This is a genomic window from Ideonella lacteola, assembly GCF_038066555.1.
Classification (GTDB): domain Bacteria; phylum Pseudomonadota; class Gammaproteobacteria; order Burkholderiales; family Burkholderiaceae_C; genus Ideonella; species Ideonella lacteola.
The window spans coordinates 14,868-32,771 of record NZ_JBBUTG010000031.1; the positions used below are offsets into that span (position 1 = coordinate 14,868).

General features: G+C 68.1%; 17 protein-coding genes. 5 read left to right on the plus strand and 12 right to left on the minus strand.

Going from position 1 to position 17,904, the window contains the following annotated elements; translation table 11 throughout:
• The first annotated feature begins 32 nt into the window (after window positions 1-32).
• The gene (locus AACH06_RS27470) at window positions 33-1,325 is read left to right on the plus strand and encodes an O-acetylhomoserine aminocarboxypropyltransferase/cysteine synthase family protein (RefSeq protein WP_341429001.1); all 1,293 of its coding nucleotides are present in this window, start codon (window positions 33-35) and stop codon (window positions 1,323-1,325) included.
• Between the two features lie 99 nt (window positions 1,326-1,424).
• On the opposite strand, the gene AACH06_RS27475 is transcribed toward AACH06_RS27470, so the two are convergent.
• A complete protein-coding gene (locus tag AACH06_RS27475; RefSeq protein WP_341429002.1) occupies window positions 1,425-3,080 on the minus strand; it encodes a WD40/YVTN/BNR-like repeat-containing protein in 1,656 nt (551 codons plus the stop codon).
• 488 nt (window positions 3,081-3,568) lie between these two features.
• Between AACH06_RS27475 and AACH06_RS27480 the strand changes: the two genes are divergently transcribed.
• Window positions 3,569-4,063 carry a GNAT family N-acetyltransferase gene (locus AACH06_RS27480; RefSeq protein WP_341429003.1) on the plus strand — a complete coding sequence of 165 codons (495 nt, stop codon included), beginning with the start codon at window positions 3,569-3,571 and terminating at the stop codon, window positions 4,061-4,063.
• 17 nt (window positions 4,064-4,080) lie between these two features.
• Here AACH06_RS27480 and AACH06_RS27485 read toward each other — a convergent pair whose 3' ends face one another.
• Genes AACH06_RS27485 through AACH06_RS27505 form a run of 5 tightly spaced genes read right to left on the minus strand, consistent with a single transcriptional unit; the run spans window position 4,081 to window position 9,262 of the window.
• Window positions 4,081-5,007: an STM4011 family radical SAM protein gene (locus tag AACH06_RS27485; protein WP_341429004.1), complete on the minus strand. Its 927-nt coding sequence runs from the start codon at window positions 5,005-5,007 to the stop codon at window positions 4,081-4,083.
• A complete protein-coding gene (locus tag AACH06_RS27490) occupies window positions 5,001-6,377 on the minus strand; it encodes an STM4012 family radical SAM protein (protein ID WP_341429005.1) in 1,377 nt (458 codons plus the stop codon). Before AACH06_RS27490 ends, AACH06_RS27485 begins: the two co-directional genes overlap by 7 nt.
• Window positions 6,374-7,183, minus strand: coding sequence for an STM4013/SEN3800 family hydrolase (locus tag AACH06_RS27495; RefSeq protein ID WP_341429006.1), 810 nt, complete (start codon window positions 7,181-7,183; stop codon window positions 6,374-6,376). The genes AACH06_RS27490 and AACH06_RS27495 overlap by 4 nt, the downstream gene beginning before the upstream one ends.
• On the minus strand, window positions 7,180-8,382 hold the full coding sequence (locus tag AACH06_RS27500; RefSeq protein WP_341429007.1) for an STM4014 family protein: 1,203 nt from the start codon (window positions 8,380-8,382) through the stop codon (window positions 7,180-7,182). The genes AACH06_RS27495 and AACH06_RS27500 overlap by 4 nt, the downstream gene beginning before the upstream one ends.
• On the minus strand, window positions 8,348-9,262 hold the full coding sequence (locus AACH06_RS27505) for an STM4015 family protein (RefSeq protein ID WP_341429008.1): 915 nt from the start codon (window positions 9,260-9,262) through the stop codon (window positions 8,348-8,350). The genes AACH06_RS27500 and AACH06_RS27505 overlap by 35 nt, the downstream gene beginning before the upstream one ends.
• A gap of 168 nt (window positions 9,263-9,430) precedes the next feature.
• On the opposite strand from AACH06_RS27505, the gene AACH06_RS27510 reads away from it, so the two are divergent.
• Window positions 9,431-9,931 carry a hypothetical protein gene (locus AACH06_RS27510; RefSeq protein WP_341429009.1) on the plus strand — a complete coding sequence of 167 codons (501 nt, stop codon included), beginning with the start codon at window positions 9,431-9,433 and terminating at the stop codon, window positions 9,929-9,931.
• Window positions 9,932-10,024: 93 nt separating this feature from the next.
• On the opposite strand, the gene AACH06_RS27515 is transcribed toward AACH06_RS27510, so the two are convergent.
• The 4 genes from AACH06_RS27515 to AACH06_RS27530 form a co-directional block, all read right to left on the minus strand.
• Window positions 10,025-10,396, minus strand: coding sequence for a hypothetical protein (locus AACH06_RS27515; protein ID WP_341429010.1), 372 nt, complete (start codon window positions 10,394-10,396; stop codon window positions 10,025-10,027).
• A gap of 79 nt (window positions 10,397-10,475) precedes the next feature.
• A complete protein-coding gene (locus AACH06_RS27520) occupies window positions 10,476-11,423 on the minus strand; it encodes a diacylglycerol kinase catalytic domain-containing protein (protein ID WP_341429011.1) in 948 nt (315 codons plus the stop codon).
• The gene (locus AACH06_RS27525; protein WP_341429012.1) at window positions 11,410-12,489 is read right to left on the minus strand and encodes an SPFH domain-containing protein; all 1,080 of its coding nucleotides are present in this window, start codon (window positions 12,487-12,489) and stop codon (window positions 11,410-11,412) included. Before AACH06_RS27525 ends, AACH06_RS27520 begins: the two co-directional genes overlap by 14 nt.
• A gap of 176 nt (window positions 12,490-12,665) precedes the next feature.
• Window positions 12,666-13,667 carry a LysR family transcriptional regulator gene (locus AACH06_RS27530; protein WP_341429013.1) on the minus strand — a complete coding sequence of 334 codons (1,002 nt, stop codon included), beginning with the start codon at window positions 13,665-13,667 and terminating at the stop codon, window positions 12,666-12,668.
• Window positions 13,668-13,929: 262 nt separating this feature from the next.
• On the opposite strand from AACH06_RS27530, the gene AACH06_RS27535 reads away from it, so the two are divergent.
• Entirely contained in the window at window positions 13,930-14,904 is a 975-nt protein-coding gene (locus AACH06_RS27535) for an MBL fold metallo-hydrolase (protein WP_341429014.1), read from the plus strand.
• A 118-nt stretch (window positions 14,905-15,022) separates the two neighbouring features.
• Here the strand turns inward: AACH06_RS27535 and AACH06_RS27540 are convergent, their stop codons facing one another.
• Window positions 15,023-15,556, minus strand: coding sequence for a DUF6622 family protein (locus AACH06_RS27540; RefSeq protein ID WP_341429015.1), 534 nt, complete (start codon window positions 15,554-15,556; stop codon window positions 15,023-15,025).
• Window positions 15,557-15,820: 264 nt separating this feature from the next.
• Window positions 15,821-16,354: a GNAT family N-acetyltransferase gene (locus AACH06_RS27545; RefSeq protein ID WP_341429016.1), complete on the minus strand. Its 534-nt coding sequence runs from the start codon at window positions 16,352-16,354 to the stop codon at window positions 15,821-15,823.
• 254 nt (window positions 16,355-16,608) lie between these two features.
• On the opposite strand from AACH06_RS27545, the gene AACH06_RS27550 reads away from it, so the two are divergent.
• On the plus strand, window positions 16,609-17,886 hold the full coding sequence (locus AACH06_RS27550; protein WP_341429017.1) for an HD-GYP domain-containing protein: 1,278 nt from the start codon (window positions 16,609-16,611) through the stop codon (window positions 17,884-17,886).
• Window positions 17,887-17,904 lie beyond the last annotated feature (18 nt).

Below are 17,904 nucleotides of genomic sequence, written 5' to 3' on the forward strand. Positions count from 1 at the left end.
GAGGCCCGTTCGACCACAAGACAGGAGATGACATGACCCGTGACACCAGCCAGTGGCGGTTCGAGACCAAGTTGGTCCACGCCGGCTACACCCCCGAGCCCACCACGCATGCGGTGGCCGTGCCGCTGTACCAGACGGTGGCCTACAGCTTCGACAGTGCCCAGCACGGTGCCGACCTGTTCGATCTGAAGGTGGCGGGCAACATCTACACCCGCATCATGAACCCGACCCAGGCCGTCCTGGAGGAGCGCCTTGCCGCTCTCGAAGGGGGTCTCGCTGCGCTGGCGCTGGCGTCGGGGCAGGCCGCGATCACCTACGCGATCCAGACGATTGCCGAGGCGGGTGACAACATCGTCAGCTCGACGTCGTTGTACGGCGGCACCTACAACCTGTTCGCACACACCTTGCCGCAGTACGGCATCACCACCCGCTTCGCCGACGACCGCGACCCCGCGAGCTTCGAGCCGCTGATCGACGAGCGCACCAAGGCGATCTACGTCGAGAGCCTGGGCAACCCGCGCGGCAACATCACCGACCTCGCCGCCCTGGCGGCCATTGCGCATCGCCATGGCGTGCCTTTGATTGTTGACAACACCGTGCCCAGCCCTTACCTGTGCCGCCCGATCGAGCATGGGGCCGACATCGTCGTGCACTCGCTTACCAAGTACCTTGGCGGGCACGGCACCAGCATCGGGGGCGCCATCGTCGACAGTGGCAAGTTCCCCTGGGCGCAGCACAAGGCACGCTTCAAGCGCCTGAACGAGCCCGACGTCAGCTACCACGGCGTGGTCTACACCGAAGCGTTGGGCGCGGCGGCCTACATCGGCCGCGCGCGGGTGGTGCCGCTGCGCAACATGGGCGCAGCGATCTCGCCGTTCAACGCCTGGCAGATCCTGCAAGGTGTGGAGACCCTGGCCCTGCGCATGGATCGCATCTGCGCGAACACGCTGGCGGTCGCGCAGTACCTGCAGCAGCACCCCAAGGTGGGCTGGGTGAACTATGCCGGTCTGGAAGACCATCCCGACCATGCATTGGTCAAGCGTCAAATGGGAGGCCGGGCGTCGGGCCTGCTGACCTTCGGGGTGCGCAGTGGCCGCGCGGGCGGCGAACGCTTCCTGGATGCGCTGCAGCTGTTCACCCGCCTGGTGAACATCGGTGACACCAAGAGCCTGGCCACGCACCCCGCCAGTACCACCCATCGCCAGTTGTCACCGGAAGAGTTGGCGCAAAGTGGCGTGGGTGAAGATACGGTGCGGCTGTGCGTCGGCATCGAGCACATCGATGACCTGATCGCCGACCTCGACCAGGCCCTCGCGGCGAGCTGATCGCAGTCCGCAACGACGAACGCCAGGCCGCTTTCACGGGCGGGCCTGGCGTGGTGGCGGGGCGGCGCCGACCCCATCCGGGGCCGGGCCGATCGTCACTCAGAACACCGTCAGCGAGCCTTCATGGCTCAGAGGCATGAACACGCCGTTGCCCTGGTACTGCAATTCCAGCGTGTCGTAGGGGCCGCCCAGCACACCACCGGTGATTCCCAGGGTGCTGAAGGGGGTGGACTTGTGGATTTGCCCACCGTGCTCCAGCGCGAGCATCTGCCGGCCGTCGGCCGAGCTGCACACCGAGCTCCAGTTGTGGTCGGTGTAGCGCGGCAGCCAGGTGGCACCGCCGTCTCTCGAGGTGTAGATCTGCCCGCCCGACTGCAGTGCCACCACATACTGCCCGTTGGCGGAGGAGTCGATCGCGATCCAGTTGCCGACCGAGGCCCGTGCGAACCACGTGATGCCGCCGTCGCTGGAGGTGTGGATCTGTCCCCCGAACACCGCGGCCACCAGCTTGAGGCCGTCGGATGACGAGGTCAGCGCGGCCCAGGCGCGGTTGGTTTCGCGGGGAGTCCAGTTCACGCCGGCGTCGGTTGAGGTGTAGACCTGGCCGCCATATTCGGCCGCAGCCATGCGCGAGCCGTCGGCCGAGGTGCTGACGGAGAACCAGAGGCGGTTCGAGTCGCGCGCCACCCAGGTGGCGCCAGCGTCGTACGAGGTGTAGAGCTGCTCGCCACCGGCCGCCGCCACGAGGGTGTTGCCGTCGGCCGAGGAGGCCACGTTGTACCAACTGCGCGCGGTGTCACGGGCAGTCCAGGTCAAACCACTGTCTTCAGAGGTGTAGAGCTGCCCCCCGGGGACGCCTGCCACCAGCTTGGCGCCATCGGCTGACGAGGCGATCGTGTACCAGAGTCGGTTGCTGTCACGGGGGGTCCAGGTCTCGCCGGCGTCGGTCGAGGTGTAGACCTGGCCACCGTACTCGACCGCCGCCAGCTTGGTGCCATCGTCCGACGAGGCAATGGACTGCCAGCCCCGGTTTGATTCCCTGGGCGTCCAGCTGACGCCAATGTGCCCCAGGCTGCCGCCGTAGATCGTCTGACCGTCGTTCTGCGCGATCGTCCAGGTGCCCGTGCCCACGCCGGCCACCGAAACCAGATCGCCTTCGTTGAGATCAGCCGAATCAGGCAAGGTGATGGTGATGTCGGCGCTGCCCGAGGCACGATACCCGGTGTTCGCCTCGGCCTGCACATCGCTGGCCGTGACCTCGACCCAAGTGACACCGGCGGGGCGGCACACATAGGCGGTGCTGGTCACCTCGCTGGCGTCCAGCACATCGTCGCCGTCGGTGTCGACGCCGGCTTCGATCTTGGTGCCGCCAGTGGTGCAGTGGGCCCCCGCGGCTTCGGCGGTCATCTTGACCAGCGATGGCGCGCCATCGACGCCATCGAGGCCGTCGATGCCGTTGGCACCGTTGCACACATACTGCGTGGTCTCGATTTCCTCAGTGTCCAGGATGCCATCGGCATCTGCATCCTGGCCCGCGGTCGCCTTGATGCCGCCGGCCGGGCAGTTCGCGCCGGCGGGCTCGACCGTGGTGACCACCAAGGCGCCTGCGGCGCCGTGGCAGACGTATTGGGAATCTTCGATTTCGCCGTCGCCAAGGAGGCCGTTGTGGTCGGCATCGGCGCCGGCGTCGATCCGCACACCGCCCGTGCTGCAGTTTTCGCCGGCTGCTTCGGCACTGATTCGGCTGAGGGTCAATTCCGTTTGATCAACGCTCCCCGACCCGTCACTCCCACCACATCCAGACAGCGACAGGGCGGCAAGGCAGGCGAGGGTGATCCAGCGCAGAGGCGGCAGTGAAGGCAGGCGCTGCGCGGCAGGTGCGGTGCGAAATCCGTCCAACGGAGTCTCCTTGGGCTGCGTCCGCTGCGGGCTGCAGCGAAGAGATGTGACGAGTCCAATTCGTATCTTCGTGGCGGCGTCTTCGCTCGATCAGGGGATGAGCGCTGGTTTTCAGGCCCTTACCGCCTGCTGGCGCGTTGTTGGGCGGGTCGCCGTGGGGCGTCGCTTTCGTCCAAGACGGTGGATCGGCGGATGCGTATCTTGTAGCCCGAACTGTCAATACACAGGCCGAGGCCCGGCCCAGCGAGATGCCGTCAGCAGTGCCCTCACAGTCGCCACTTCGTCCACCCGACGCGTGTCGCGCTGCCATCAGAACTGCCCGGCCTGAGGAGGCCTCGGACATCGTGGACCTGGTGAATCGCGCCTATCGGCCGGGGCTGGGTGGGCCAGGCCACGCGGTGGCGGGGTGGACGCACGAGTCGGCGTTGGTCAGCGGGCCTCGACTGACCCTGGTTCAGGCTCGCGGGTTGTGGACCGCCGACACCGAGGTGCTGGTGCTGGATGGAAGCGTGGGCGGGCTGGCCGCCTGTGTGCACCTGCGGCGCGCGGGGTTTGACGCCTGCATCGGCCTGCTGGCTGCCGATCCAGCGCAGCAGGGCTCAGGGCTGGGAAGCCGCTTGTTGGCGGCGGCTGAGCGGCATGCCCTCGAGGTCTGGGGAAGCGACCGGGCCTGCATCTCGGTGGTGGCCGAGCGGAGCGAGTTGGTCGCGTACTACCAGCGGCGCGGTTATGTGCGCCGCGGCAATGAGGTGGGACCCTACCCGGCGTCGGCCGGCATCGGCCTGCCGCGACGGCCCGGCCTCGGTGTCATCCAGATGGACAAGCCGCTCGGAGCGTGACGCTCGGAGGGTGCTGCTCAGCCTTCGGGCCCGACCCCGCGGCTCACTGGGGTTCGCTGCGGATCCGCAGAGCCCGCGGCGAGAGGGTGAACTGGCTGATGAGGCGTCGGCACCCGCGCGAGGAGGCCGAGGCCGAAGTGCTGCTCGAACGGCAGGTCTTTTCGATGGGCGTAGCCGATGTAGCAGTCGCACTTGAACCGGCTGCAGGCGCGGGGCTTGAGCATCGTGTCGAGTGCGTCGACGTACAGATTGCCCAGCCGCGTGGGGATGAAGTGGCAGCGCTGGACCGTGCCGTCGCCGTCGATGGTGAGCGCCTCTTCACCGGCGCGACAGGCGGCGCCGCGCGACCAGCCTGGCGAGTGGTTGTGCGCGAAGAAGGGGTCGATCGACTCGAGCCAGCGCAGGTCGTCGTCGCTGTAGTAGCCGGGCCGGCGCCGGTCGTAGGCGTTGAACCACATCGGCACGTCGCTCGGCAGCGCGGCCCGCAGCGCGCGGATGTCCGCGTAGTGCTCGTGCAGCGCCACCACGCCCACCGAATGCCGAATGTTCAGCGACGCCAGGTGCCTGCAGCGGGCCACGAACCGGTCGAGCGTGGTCTGCCCCGGGTGGAAGGTGCACCACAGCGACACCTTGCCGGCGGGCGCGTCAGCCAACCAGGCGAGCGGGCCAGAGAGGTTGGTTTGCGCCGACACCTGTGTGACCTGCGGCTGGGCGGCCAGGTCGAGCATCGCGCGTCGGTAGTGCTGGCGGATCAGGGCCTCTCCCCAGGGCGTGAAGCCGATGCGCAGCGGCCCGGGCTGCGGGCGCGTCCAGTCCACGAAGCGCTGCAGGTCGCGTGCATCCTGCTGCAGCGTCGCGCGGCTGTCACGTCGTTTGGCGAAGGGGCAGTACGGACAAGCGTAGTTGCAGCTGGCCAGGCGTCCGCGGAAGTGCAGCGTCAGCATGCCACGGCCTGTGACAAGGCGCGCACCCGATCCGAGGCGAGCCAGGGCCCGATGACATCGGCGAAAGCCAGCCCCTGCTCGGTGAGCACCAGGTGATCGCCTTCGTCGTCCGCCAGGCCCAGGGTGATCAACTCGGCCAACGGGGGCCAATCTTCGAGCGGGCGTGCCCCGAACTGCCGGGCGTAGGCCTCATGCGCCAGACCGGGCCGCACCAGCAGCGACTGGATGAGGTAGCGGCGCCGCCGCTCATCGGGTGTCAGCTCGAAGCCGTGGTGGGCATGCGCCAGGTCGTGCGCCGTGCTCCCGATGAAGGCTTCGACGATGTCGCGGGTGGGTTCGCGCTCCACCGCATACCGGCCCGAGTAGTGCAGGGCGCGGGTGTAAGAGCGTGCCCCGGCGCCCAGGCCCACCATGCCGTCACTCTGGCAACAATAGGCCGGCCCGGTGTCGGCGGGGGCATGCGGCGCGCGGAACATGCGCATCGAGACCTGCTCGTAGCCCGCGGCCAGCAGCCGCTCGCGGGCCACGGTGTACAGCGACAGCCGTGTGTCTTCGCGCTGCGGCGCAGGGGGCACCGTTGGTGCCTTGGCCGGGCCGGCGCGCCGGATGGCGATCCTGCCGAGGCCGGTGCGCGGCCTCACATAAAGCGGGTAGAGGTACAGCTCCTCCGGCTCGAAGCGCAGTGCGCTGTCGATCGAGGCGAGCCAGCTGTCGCAGGTCTGGCCCTCGATGCCGTAGATGAGATCGAGGTTCAGCGTGGCGATGCCGGAACGCCGGATCTCCTCGATGGCTTCGGTGACGGTGGCGTTCTGCTGCGGCCTGGCCAGCGATCGCACCTCGTCAGCCATGAAGCTCTGAACGCCCATGCTGATCCGGTCGACGCCGGCGTCGCGGCACACACCCAGGCGGTCGCGGGTCACCGTCTCGGGCGACACCTCGATGCCCGAAGGGACGCTGCCGGGCTCGATGCGCAGATGGCGCTGCACGCCCTCGTACACCCGCGCCAGCTGGGCGGCGCTGAGGTAGGACGGTGTGCCCCCGCCGAGGGCCAGGCGCGCGAAGCGGCGTTCACCGAGCACCTCGTCCATCACCGCCATCTGCCGCCACAGCGCGTCGACATAGCGGTCGACAAGGTCATCACCAGGTTGCGCCATCGCGAACAGGTTGCAAAAGCCGCAGCGCATCGTGCAGAAGGGCAGGTGCAGGTAGGCGAACAGGGCGGAACGGTCCTCGGCAGCCCACAGCGGGGCCAGCGGCGCCGGCCGAGCCAGTGGCCGATAGGCGCTCTTGTGCGGGTACGAGTACGAGTAGGCCTGGTAGGGGCCGGTCGCGATCAGGCTCGCCAGGGACATCGGATCACGGGCGTTCACGAGGGCTCCAGAAAGAAATGGGCATAGGGCACCGTCCAGACGCACTCGTGGGCCACGCGGTGGCCCTGGTGGCCGTCTTCGCCATAGGCGCTGCCATGGTCAGAACAGACGATCACGAAGCTGGGGCCGCGTTGGCGGCAGGCCGACCACAGCGGCGCCAAGGCGCCATCCACATAGCGCAACGCGGCGGCGTGGGTGTGCATTGAATCGACGGTGGCACCGGGCAGGTGGCACCGGTTGGGTCGGTGGATGGCCGAGACATTGATGAAGAGCATCACCCGCCCCGGCAGCTCCGCGAGCCGCCGGCACGCCAGTGCCACCTGGCGCTCGGTCGAGTGCCGCGCCCCGACGCCCATGGACGGGCTCCAGTGGCTCTCGGCGAAGAGATCGGGCAGCACCCGGCTCAAGGCGGTTTGCCGATTGAAGAAGCCGACGCCGCCGATGCACACCGTGTGGTAGCCGGACGCAGCCAGCCCGCTGACGATGTCGGCCTGGTCGCACACATACGTGGTGTCCGACGTGGTCTGGCTGCCGACGAACGCCGTCGCGAACAAGCGGGCATCGGGCCCGCCCTCGGAGGGGGTGGGCAGAAAGCCGGCGAAAAACGCGTGGTGGGCCGCGTAGGTGAAGCTGCCCGGCGTGTGACGGCGTTCCCAGCCGCCCGGCGGCAGCAGGCTCTGGAACACCGGCAAGCGACCCTGCTCGAACTCGGCCTGCGCCACGTCGTAACGCAGGGTGTCGAGCGTCACGAACACGATGTCGTGCGTGCCGACCACCGCGTTCATGTCGACCGGGTTCGCGCTCATGCCGGCATGCCTTGGCGCCACGGGGCCCACGCCGACGCCGAAGCCGGCTGGCCCATCCGTGCGTGCAGCACGGCGTGCGTGTCCAGCCCCTGCCAGAGCAGGCCGGGCAGCAGGTCGCCAAAGGCGTTGGCTTCGATGATGCACGGCCGGTCCCGATGGGGCAGCACGTCGAACCCGATCACGCCACTGGCCGGGAAAGCGCTGGCCGCCCGAGTGACCAATTGCTCGATGCGAGCTTGAGCGGCCTGGCTCAGCACCTGCTCGGCCGGTAGCCGCTCGGCGTCCAGATGCAGGTTCGTCATGGTGTGCGGGCTCAAGCGGGCCACGCGGTGCGCCGGGCTGCCGAGCAGGGCCAGCATGCGCAGGTCGAAGTGGCCGGCACCCCAGCGCGGCTTGGTGATCCACACCTCTGCATAGGCGCCGTCGGCGGCAATCCGGTCGATCAGGTCTCGGATCGGCTCCACGCCCAGGTAGCGGCTGACGCGCTTGTCGTTGAACAGGCGCGTCTCGCCTGCCCGGCCGGACTCGATCACCTGGCGCGCGGTGGTGGTGGCTTGGTGGCGGCCCGGCAGATGGCGCCGGTAGGCCACCACGCCGGCGGCCGATGAGCCGTACCGAGCCTTGACGAACACCCGGTCCGCACCGTGCTCGTCCATCCGGCGTTGCAGGTCATCAAAGCCCTCGATCGGCCCGAGCAGCGGTGGCGTAGCCACGCCGTGAGACTGCAGCCGGCGCTGGCAGGTCAGCTTGTCGGTCATCGCCAGGATGTCGTCCGGCGGGTTGACCGGGTGGGCGGCCGAGCGGGTGCACGACTGGCCAATGGCCTGCATCGCCCACCGAAAGCCTTCGAACCAGAGCCGACCGTGGCCGAGCTCGCCATGCTGCAGCGGTGCCGGTGGCAGCAGGCCCAGCAGATGGGCCCCGTGCGTGATCAGCGCGTGATGGACGGCGGGGTCGTCGCCGGGTGGTTCGATCTTGAGGACGCACGGGCGGGCGATGGCCTCGTCGAGCACCGCAGGGCGGTCGAGCCAATCGGCCCAGGCGACCCACGCCGGCGGCGGCACGCCGAGCCGCTCGCAACTGGCCAGCACCTGGCGGTGGCGCTTGCTGCCGGCCACCCCCAGCACCACCCAGTGTGCAAAGCGCGCACCGGGCGGCCGGCGGTCATTCGCCGACGGCCACGTAGCGGTACTCGTCATCCTCTTCCTGCACGTCATCCAGCACGACACCCGGCATCGCGGCCCGCAACTGCGCTTGCAGTTCGTCGCTGATGTAGTGGTGCGAGAGATCGACGCGGGGCAGCCTGCGCACCAGCGGGCTATTCAACAGCGCCTGGGCGCCCTCGTCGCCCAGCGTACCGAGCGACAGATCCAGCACCGCCAACTGCGATATCCACGGTTGGCCGGCGATCCAGGCGGCGATGGCGTCCGCCATTTCTGCATCGCGCAGGCCCAGGTATCGCAGGCCCGGCGTGCGCAGCTTTTCAACTGCTGCTGTCACCGCGTCCAGATCGGCATCGAAGCCGTAGTCGGAAGTGCCGACCCACAGCTCCAGGTGTTCCAGCGCGGGGAAGCTGCAGCCCGCGAGGCCTTGCCACACGGTGGCCGGCAGTCCGCCGCACTCGATCACCAGCCGCTTCAGGCCAGCGTGCGTGCAGGCCGGAAACGTCAGCGAATTCGAGCCCCGGATATGCAACTGCTCGAGGCGCGGGAAGGCCTGCAGCAGCCGTGTGTAGTCACCCTGGATGATCCAGGAGATCTCGCACTCTTCGTAGGTGATGTCGCCGATGAACACGGCCTTCAGCTGAGGCAGGTCGGCGGCCCGGTCGGCCAGCGCCGCGATCACGCCGTCGGGGTTGTTCTCGTGGGGTTCTTCCCAGGCGCCGATGACCAGGGCCTCCAACCGAGACTTGTCCACTTCGGCGAGGAATTCGTCGAGCAGGGTCACCATCGTGGTGTCCGCGTCGTAGTCGAGGCTCAGTCGGTAGACGACATCGGCCGCCGAATCGACAGGTTGACCGCGCTCGTAGTCACGAACTTCCTTGCCGGCGAAGCGCTGCGTGAGGTTGGAGATGGTCATGGCGGATCGTGGGGGTGGAACAAAGTGGCGCCGAGTATCGCGCGGGCTGCTGACACCCCGCATCGTTGAACGATGAGTGAAGAAGTGCACATCGCCGCGCGGCACGCGCGGTGTCGGTTCGGTGAATGTCGGGAAGACTGGCTCACTTCGATACGGCGTTGTCTGCGCATGTCTGCCCGCACCCACCACTTCCGCATGAAATACCTGATGGCGCAGTTGGCGCTGCAGGGGCCGCAGCGCTTCCTGGACAAGTTCAGGCCCGGAGGCGACGAGCGCTTCTTCACGGACCTGTGGACGGCGGTGGGCCGCGAGCTGGATCCGGCGGAGCGCCTGCCCAACGAAGGCGCGTCAGTGTGGCATCGCCCGGCCGATGCACAGCGGGGCGAGCTGGTGGTGCTCACACTGCCAGCCCCTGCCGCCGTGTCCGAGGCGTACTTCATCGGCGTGCTGTTCCAGGCCACGCGTTGCCGGGTGTTCTGCCTCGAACATTCTGAGCATCCGATGACGAAGTCGGCTTCGACCGTGCTGTCAGAGCTGGCGGCGAATGGGCGCTCGAACTGGGGCGAGGCGGTCGCCACCGACCGTGAAGCGTTCGCCGCGCTGATCGACGCGCTGGTGAGCGACCCCGACGCTGCGCCGCTCACCTTCACCCCGATCCGATTGGCGTGACGCGCCCATTGGCGGGCCTCGGCTGCGCCTGCACGGAGGCCCGGCCCTCGCGAAGCACACCGATCGATCTGCACGGCCTGGCCGCTCAGGGCGTCACTGCGGGCCGAAGGTGGGCTCGATCGACGAGCGCCGAGTCACCGCGGCCAACCAACGCTCCAGCGGTGAGGACAAGGGCGAAGGCGTGGCCCCCTCGTCGCACGCCTCGCGCGGGTAGGCCAGCAGCCAGCCCAGCAGCGCCAACGCGCCGACGATCTGGGCGGCCACGATGGCCGGCAACAGCGAGGCGGTGCTGAGCACGTTCGGCAGCGGCAGGGCGCACCACAGCAGGCAGGCCACGGCCAGGCCGTAGAGGCCGGCGAAGACGCGGCGAGCGCGTCGGTGGGTGGCGTCGTGCCAGGCCTGGGCAGAGGCGGTGGATTGGTCGTGCGGAGCCCAGCGATCGGTGGATGTGTTCAATGTGTTCATGTCGTTCTCCCGTTGAGACCACATTGGACGCGGCGAGAGGCTCAAGGGGCGAGCCAGCACTGGTTCGCCGCCGCATCGTTCAACGAACGAGACGTCCGCGGGTGGGTGCGAGGCCGATGGTGGCCTCCATCCCCGCGGTGAAGCGCAGGTAGTCGGCTTCGATGCCGTCGGAAAAGATCACGCCATGGTCCGGCATGCGCGAGCGCAGCTTCAGCGGCCGGGCTGCCGTCACTTCGCCGTACACCAACTGAGCCGATGAAGTGCGGCTGGCGAAGGGCTCGCGCACTGCAAAGGCGAGGTGATCGGTGTCCCAGGGCATCGGCCGGTAGGCGCCAGCGGCGCGCGCGGCGCTGGAGGCCTCGGGCTGCAGGGCCGCGGCGATGCCCAGCGACCCGGTGACGATGCTCTTCAGCCATGCCGACGAGCCCAGGCCGGTGGAGACGACCAAGCCTGATGACGATTGCGCTTCGGCGTGATCCCCGAGGCGGATGTCGTACAGCGCGGAGGTGTGCGTGCGCGGGCCGATGAACAGGTCGTTGACGGCCAGCAGCGTCTGGCCATCCGACAGTGTGGCCCGGGCCATCGTCACCGAGGTCACTGGACGACGATCGGCGGCCACATCGGCCAACAACGGCTTCAGCTCGGTGGGCAGGAAGGGCAGCAGCAGTCCGTCCCAGCGGCTCGGTTCGGGATTGACGCCGACCAAAGGCTGCCCGTCGAGGTACTTCAGCGTGTTGGCGACCAGACCATCCTGCCCCAACGCCACCACGATGTCGTCGGCTGCGAAGACGAAGTTGGGCAGATAGTCGCGGTCGATCATCTGGTGCCGGCCCCAAGCCTGCAGCGCGTGGCTCACCTCGGTCTTCGCTCGGGCGTAGGCCGCGTCTTCACGCACGTAGTCGGAGAAGTCGGCCCCCAGATGCTCCAGATAGAACTTGGCCTGTCCGAGGGTATGGAACCGGGCGAGCAACTCGTCCAGCCGGGTGCGGCGAGTCACCAGCACCACCTTGCGGTCAGGCGCGCTCACGGCCGGCCTTCGTGGGGGTGATGCTGGCGGCCACAGTGGCCAACGGGTTCGCGGCGGAGCCTGCCATCAGGCTCTGCAGCAATTCCGGGGAGACATTGAGCTGCCCGATGCGCTCCGCGCGCTCGGCGATGCCGCCGAAGGCCTGCGCGATCAACTGGCCGGGCTGCATGCCGGCGGCCGCCAGGGCCTGGACCACCCGCGGGTCGGCCGACTGGAGCGCCTGCATCACGGCCCCCACACGGTGCGCCTCGGCCTCGGCCAGCGCGCGCCTGTTGCGAGCCTGTCCGTCCACGAAGTCGGCACGCCGGGTTTCGAGTTCGATGTCGGAGGCCATCTGCTCTGCCCGCAGCGCGTTCTCCTTGCGCATCAACGTCGCCTTGGCTTCCATCTGCGCTTCGCGCATCTCGCGCTTTTTCTGTTCAACGGCGATGTCGGTGTCGAGCTCGTTCTGCCGGATGGCGCGTTCGTTCTCCACCGCCGACATGCGCCGTGAATAGATCGCATCGTCGGCTGTCTTGAGGTTGGACTCGCGTGCCTCGGCCTCCAGGGCCCGGGCGATGTCCGGGTTGGGCTTGATCGCGATGATCGACACACCAAGGATCTCCAGGCCGAGCGCCGCCATCTCGGGCTGAAGCGCCAGTTCATCCTGCGCGGCGCGGGCGATGGCCGACGAGGCGCGCAGGGCTTCTTTCAACGGCAGTGCCTGGACGGCTTGCTGGATGATCACCTCCACCTGCATCGCCACCCGGTCCCCCAGGCGACCGGGATCTTCCGACACGTAGCTCTGGCCGTCGCGTGCCAGCGAGAAGTCCATCAGCGCGGCGGTCTTGTGCGGATCGCCGATCCGATAGGTGACCTGGCCCTGCACGGTGACCGATTGGAAATCCGAGGTCACGAGGTCGAGGATGAACGGGCGGTCCTTGCTGCCCACCGGCACCGCCACCAGGGTGGTCGTCGGGCCGTAGTAGAAAAACGATTGACCCATCCCTTCGCGAACGATCTGGCCGCCGCGGAACTGCATCAGGTGCACGGTGGGCTGGGACTTGATGAAACGGATGCCGAACATGGCCTCTCCTTTGGTTGTATAGGACAACTTATGTGGGTTGCACAATACAACTTATCTGGGTGAGCGTCAACAGGTGAGCGTCAATCGGCGGGCACCAAGCGGCGGGCACCATCAAGCGGCGGGCTCTTTGCCGGCCGGTGCAGCCCCGCGGATTCAGGAAGCGACTAGCGGCGCGGTCAGGCCGCTCGGCGCAGCGCCGAAGTGCTCGATGTCGGCGAGCGGCGCGGGGCAGCCGCCGTGCGGGCCGGTTCGGGCACCTGGGCGCCGGGGCGCAGCAGCGGCTCCTGCTCGAACAGTTGCACCACCCAGTCGATGAACACCCGCAGCCGCTTGCTCATGTGGCGGCGCGAAGCGTAGGCCAGGTAGATGGGTTTGTGGTCACAAGCCCAGTCGGGCATCAGCCGCACGAGGCGGCCATCGAGCAGCGCATCCTTGACCAGCAAGCTGCCCACCGACATCACGCCCAGGCCCGCCAGCCCGGCGGCCACGTAGGCGTTGCTCTCGTTGAGCGACAAGGTGCTGCGGCAATCCACCGTCAGCCGCTCGCCCGCGCGCTCGAATGTCATCGGCCGTGGCTTGCGGCTGCTGGGCATGAACAGCGTGAGCACGCGGTGCCGTGGGTCTTCCAGATCACTGGGGTGGGTGGGGGTGCCGTGCGCCCGCAGGTATTCGGGCGAGGCACAGGTGATGTAGTTCATCACCCCGAGTCGGCGGGCGACCAGTGATTCGTCTTCCACCTCACCGCCGCGGATCACACAGTCCACTTTCTGTGCGATCACGTCGACCACCACGTCGCCCACGCCGAGGTTGATTTCGATCTCCGGGTACCGCGCCTGGAACAGCGGCAGTGCGGGAATCAGAAACTGCCGTGCGACGGCGGCCCCGACCTCGACGCGCAAGCGCCCCTGCGGCACGGCCTGGGCATCGACGACGCTGGCTTCCAGCGCATGCCAGTCGTTGAGCCAGTCGGCGGCGTGCTCGTACAGGCGCTGACCATCGGGCGTGACCGACAGCCGCCGCGTGGTGCGGTGGATCAGCTTGGTGCGCAGGTGCGCCTCCAAGTCTTGCACCGAGCGCGTCACGGCGGCGTTGGTGGCCCCCAGCGACGCCACCGCCTTGGTGAAACTGCCGCATTCAACGACGCGGGCGAAGGCTTGCAAGGCGGCGTACTTGTCCATGCGGACGATTGTTGCACCAGCGAAAAACTGCTCGCACCGGCAAAGGCTTGCTGGATGGCCCCGACCCTCCTATCGTGCGGCCCGTGCCGTTCGGCGGGCGCCGTGTCCCGAGGAGCGCAAGACCCCCGGCATGTCAGGCCATGGCGCAGCCGGCCCACGCCCGACCTTCGGTTGTGGAACATTCAGCCCCGGGCGGGGCGCCGGACGGCCACACCTCCACCAGATTCAGGATGCACAACAAGGACCAACGATGACGACACCCATGACAAGACTTCACGCCTTCACACGCACGGCCCTGGCCGCCTTGGTGTTCACCGGCATCGCCGCCGGCTCCGCCGTCGCGCAGACCCCGCCGCCGCCGGCACTCGCCAAGGCACAAGCGGGCTACGTGCGCATGATGCTGGGCGATGCCGAAGTCACGTCGCTGTCCGACGGCACGGTGGTGCTCAGCGCGGACATCCTCACCGGAGCCAAGCCCCAGCACGTGCAGGATCTGCTCAAGCAGGCGCATCAGACCGGCCCGCTGCACACCTCGGTCAATGCCTATCTCGTCAAGCTCGGCGACAAGCTGGTGCTGGTCGACACCGGTGCAGGCGGCTTCTTCGGGCCGTCGCTGAACAAGCTCCAGGCCAGCATGAAGGCGGCCGGCTACACCCCGGACCAGGTCACCGACATCGTCATCACCCACTTGCACGCCGACCATGTGGGCGGGCTGGTCAATGGCGACGCCATCCAGTTCCCCAACGCCAATGTGCACGCCGACAAGGCTGAGCTCGATTTCTGGCTCGACACCGCCAAGATGGACGCTGCGCCGAAGGGCGCGCAGGGCTTCTTCAAGATGGCCCAGGCGGCGCTGACACCGTACGTGAAGGCGGGCAAGGTCAAGCCATTCACGGGTGCTACCGAGATCGTCCCGGGGCTGCGCACCCAGCCCACGCACGGCCACACGCCCGGTCACAGCTTCTACGTGTTGGAAAGCAAGGGCCAGAAGCTCGTTTTCTGGGGCGACCTGATGCACTTCGAGGAGGTGCAGTTCCCCGATCCCACCGTCACGGTGGCCTTCGACACCGATTCCAAGTCTGCCAAGGCGCAGCGCTTGGCCGCATTTGCCGATGCCGCCAAGCAGGGCTACTTGGTGGCGCCGTCCCATGTGACGTTCCCGGGCATCGGCCACCTGCGCAAACAAGGCAGTGGCTATGTGTGGCTGCCGGTGCGTTACGTGAACGACGCGCATTGATCGCGACGGGCCACCTCGCCGTGGCCCCACCCCACACGGCGAGCACCGTGCCCAGCAAAAGAAAAGGGCCCGTCCGCGGGTCGCGGCGGGCCCTGGTCGCAGGCGGGGCCGTTGAGGCTCAGCGCGTGGCGGGCTGAAGAGGCGCGGTGCTGCCGAACGTCGGCCAGGCGAGCTGCCAAAGACGGGCCGCACGGCCCAGGAACACGCCGCTCAACGCACCGTACAGCAGGCTCAGGGAACCGGCAAACACCGCCTGTTGCGCCAGGCCGGGCTGCATCGCCAACATCACGCCCACGGCGTACTTGGTGAAGAAGATCGCCATCATCATCGACAGCGGCACCGCGCTGCCGGGCAGCACGAAGTTGCGGCTGGCGGCGTCGTACTGCGTGCCTTCAGGGGCCGGCCTGCGCATCACGAACACCGCGCTCACTGCAAGGGCCTTCAGCCACACCAGCAGCACCCACGGGTGGGCCGCTGCGAGGCCGGAGCAGACCCCGTACAAGGACAGGCCCAGCATGCCCAGCGGCAGCAGCGACGCCCGCAGGAGCTTGACGCGGCGGGTGGCCAATTGCGAGAGGCCCAGCAGCAACAGGGCTGCGAACAGGCCAAACACCCAGGTGGGGGTGTGAGACAGGATCTGGATCAGCATCATGGGGGACTCCGGCGTGTCGGGCGTTGAACATCGATGGAGGCCATGGTGCCGGCGGGGCGCAGGGCGGGCCACCCGGATGCGATGACGGGTGGCCGGCGTTCGCGAATCGCCGTGGATGGGGCGCGAACGGAGGGGCTGGCGGCCGGCAGATTGGCAGGCAGAGCGGCAGATTGGCAGGCAGAGCGGCAGATTGGCAGGCAGAGCGGCAGATTGGCAGGCAGAGCGGCAGATTGGCAGGCAGAGCGGCAGGCGGGTGACCGGGGATCAGGCGTGGCCGCTGGCGCGTTGCCAATCGCCGGCCGTCATCTCATAGACCGAGGTGTCCATGTCGTACCAGTGCTCCACCCCGCGGTAGCGCATGCCCAGGCGCTGCATCACGCGGGCGGAAGCGTGGTTGTCCACGTGGCACACCGACACCAGCAACCCGGCCCGCCGATCGTCGAAGGCCCATCCGGCCATCGTGCGGGCGGCTTCAGAGGCCAGACCCCGGCCCCAGCGGTCCTGCCGCAGACGCCAGCCGATTTCCAGGGGATTGGCCGGGTCGCGGCCGAGATGCTGGATGCAGCCGGCGCCGACCAGTGCCTGGGTGTCGGCCTCGATGAACGCCCACCACGAGCAGCCCCATTCCGCCCAGCGCGCCTTCACGCGCTCAATCACTTCTGAGGTCTCTTGTCGCGTCTCCGGCCGACCGGTCAGGTAGCGCATCACCACCGGGTCTCGGTTCAATGCGTTCAAGCCATCGAGGTGGCGGTCGTCGAAAGGCTCCAGGCGCAATCGCGCTGTCGTCAAGATCGTCATGCCCCATTCTGGACCGGCGGATCGTGAGAAAACACCGATGTGCCGGGCGCGATCGGGCGGCGATTCCGTCAAGATTCTGTTTCCAGCTGTCACGAGCCAGGGAGAAGCACCGCTTCAACATGCGGGACTTCGGCCGATGCACCGGGACAGGTCGATCGGGCTCCACAGACAGCGCGACGAACCTGGCACGGCCCCAGCCCCATTGCCCACTGCGGCACTCGACGCTCAGTGATGCTGAATCAGGGAGATTCGTCATGATCCAAGCAGCCACGGTCCCGCGCGGCTCCTCATTTTCAGTGGCCAACCAGCATGCGCTGGCCACGATCCTGGAAGCAAGCCAGACCCGCAGCATCATCGCCTCGCGCGACATCTTCGACATCTCGGGCATCAAGTTGTGGGCCCGTGATCAGCCTGTCTCCAGCGCACTGCAGCGCCGCCTGCTTGACCGGCAACTGCGCAATCCGCTTGAAAGTTGCCTGCTGGCGGAAGACGGCGTCACGGCCTATGCGTTGGTGCAATCGCTCGAATCGATGCTCGAGCGCGGCGGGCCCGTCGCCACATTGGTGCGGCCGCATGCCGCCCGTTTGGTGCGTGAAACCTCGCACCTGCCGATCCACTCGGTGCCGCAGTTGCTGCTCACCGCGGCCCAGGCGTCGCGGCCCGAATCGTTCGAGCACGCCATCCAGGCGATGGCGCTGTGCGGAGCGATGATGGATGCGCACGGTGGCGGCACCGCCGAGATGCGCATGGCGCTGCTGTGCGGGCTGCTGCACGACCTGGGCGAGATGTACATCGACCCTCGCCATGGCGAGGCAGAGGCCGACCGCGAACTCGATTTCATCAGCTACCAGCAATTGGTGGTGCATCCTCATGTCGGCCACCTGCTGATCGCGCAGTTGACCAACTACCCCGCCGCGCTGCCCCGGGCCATTGCCGAACACCACGAACGCCTCGATGGGTCGGGCTACCCGCACGGGCTGCAGTCCGACGACATGTCGTCACTGGGCCGGATGCTGGCGGTGACTGAGGCGACGTTAGGTACCTTGCGCCATGCCGAGCAGCCCCTGCTGGCGCGTGTCAGCGTGGCCTTGCGCGCCGTGCCTGGCGAATTCGACCTGTACTGGGCCCGTGTGGTCGAGGCCGGCGCCCGTGCCGAGGTGCCCAGCGGCGCGAGGCTCAGTTCGTCCGAGGTGCAAAGTCGGCTCGGCCGTCTGGATGCCGCCTTGCGCACGGCCGAAGAAGGGGCTGCGGAGTTGGCGGCCCAGGCCGAATCGCCGCCGTTGAAGGCCGCGGTGGCACTGAGCCGGCACCTGCTGGCGCGGCTGCGCATCGGGTGGAATGCGAGCGGCCTGTGGAGTTCGCAGGGTCTGTCGGCACGTGACGTTGCCGAAGTCGAGTCGATCGAAGAAGAGCTGGTGTTTCGCCTTCGCGCGGTCGAGCGGGCAGCCCTGTTGCGGGCCGGCGAGCTGGCGCCGGCCGACGCGGGGCGGCTGGCCTCGCTGTGCGAAAGCCTGCGCGCGGCGAGCGTTTGAGCCTGCCTCTTGAATGAG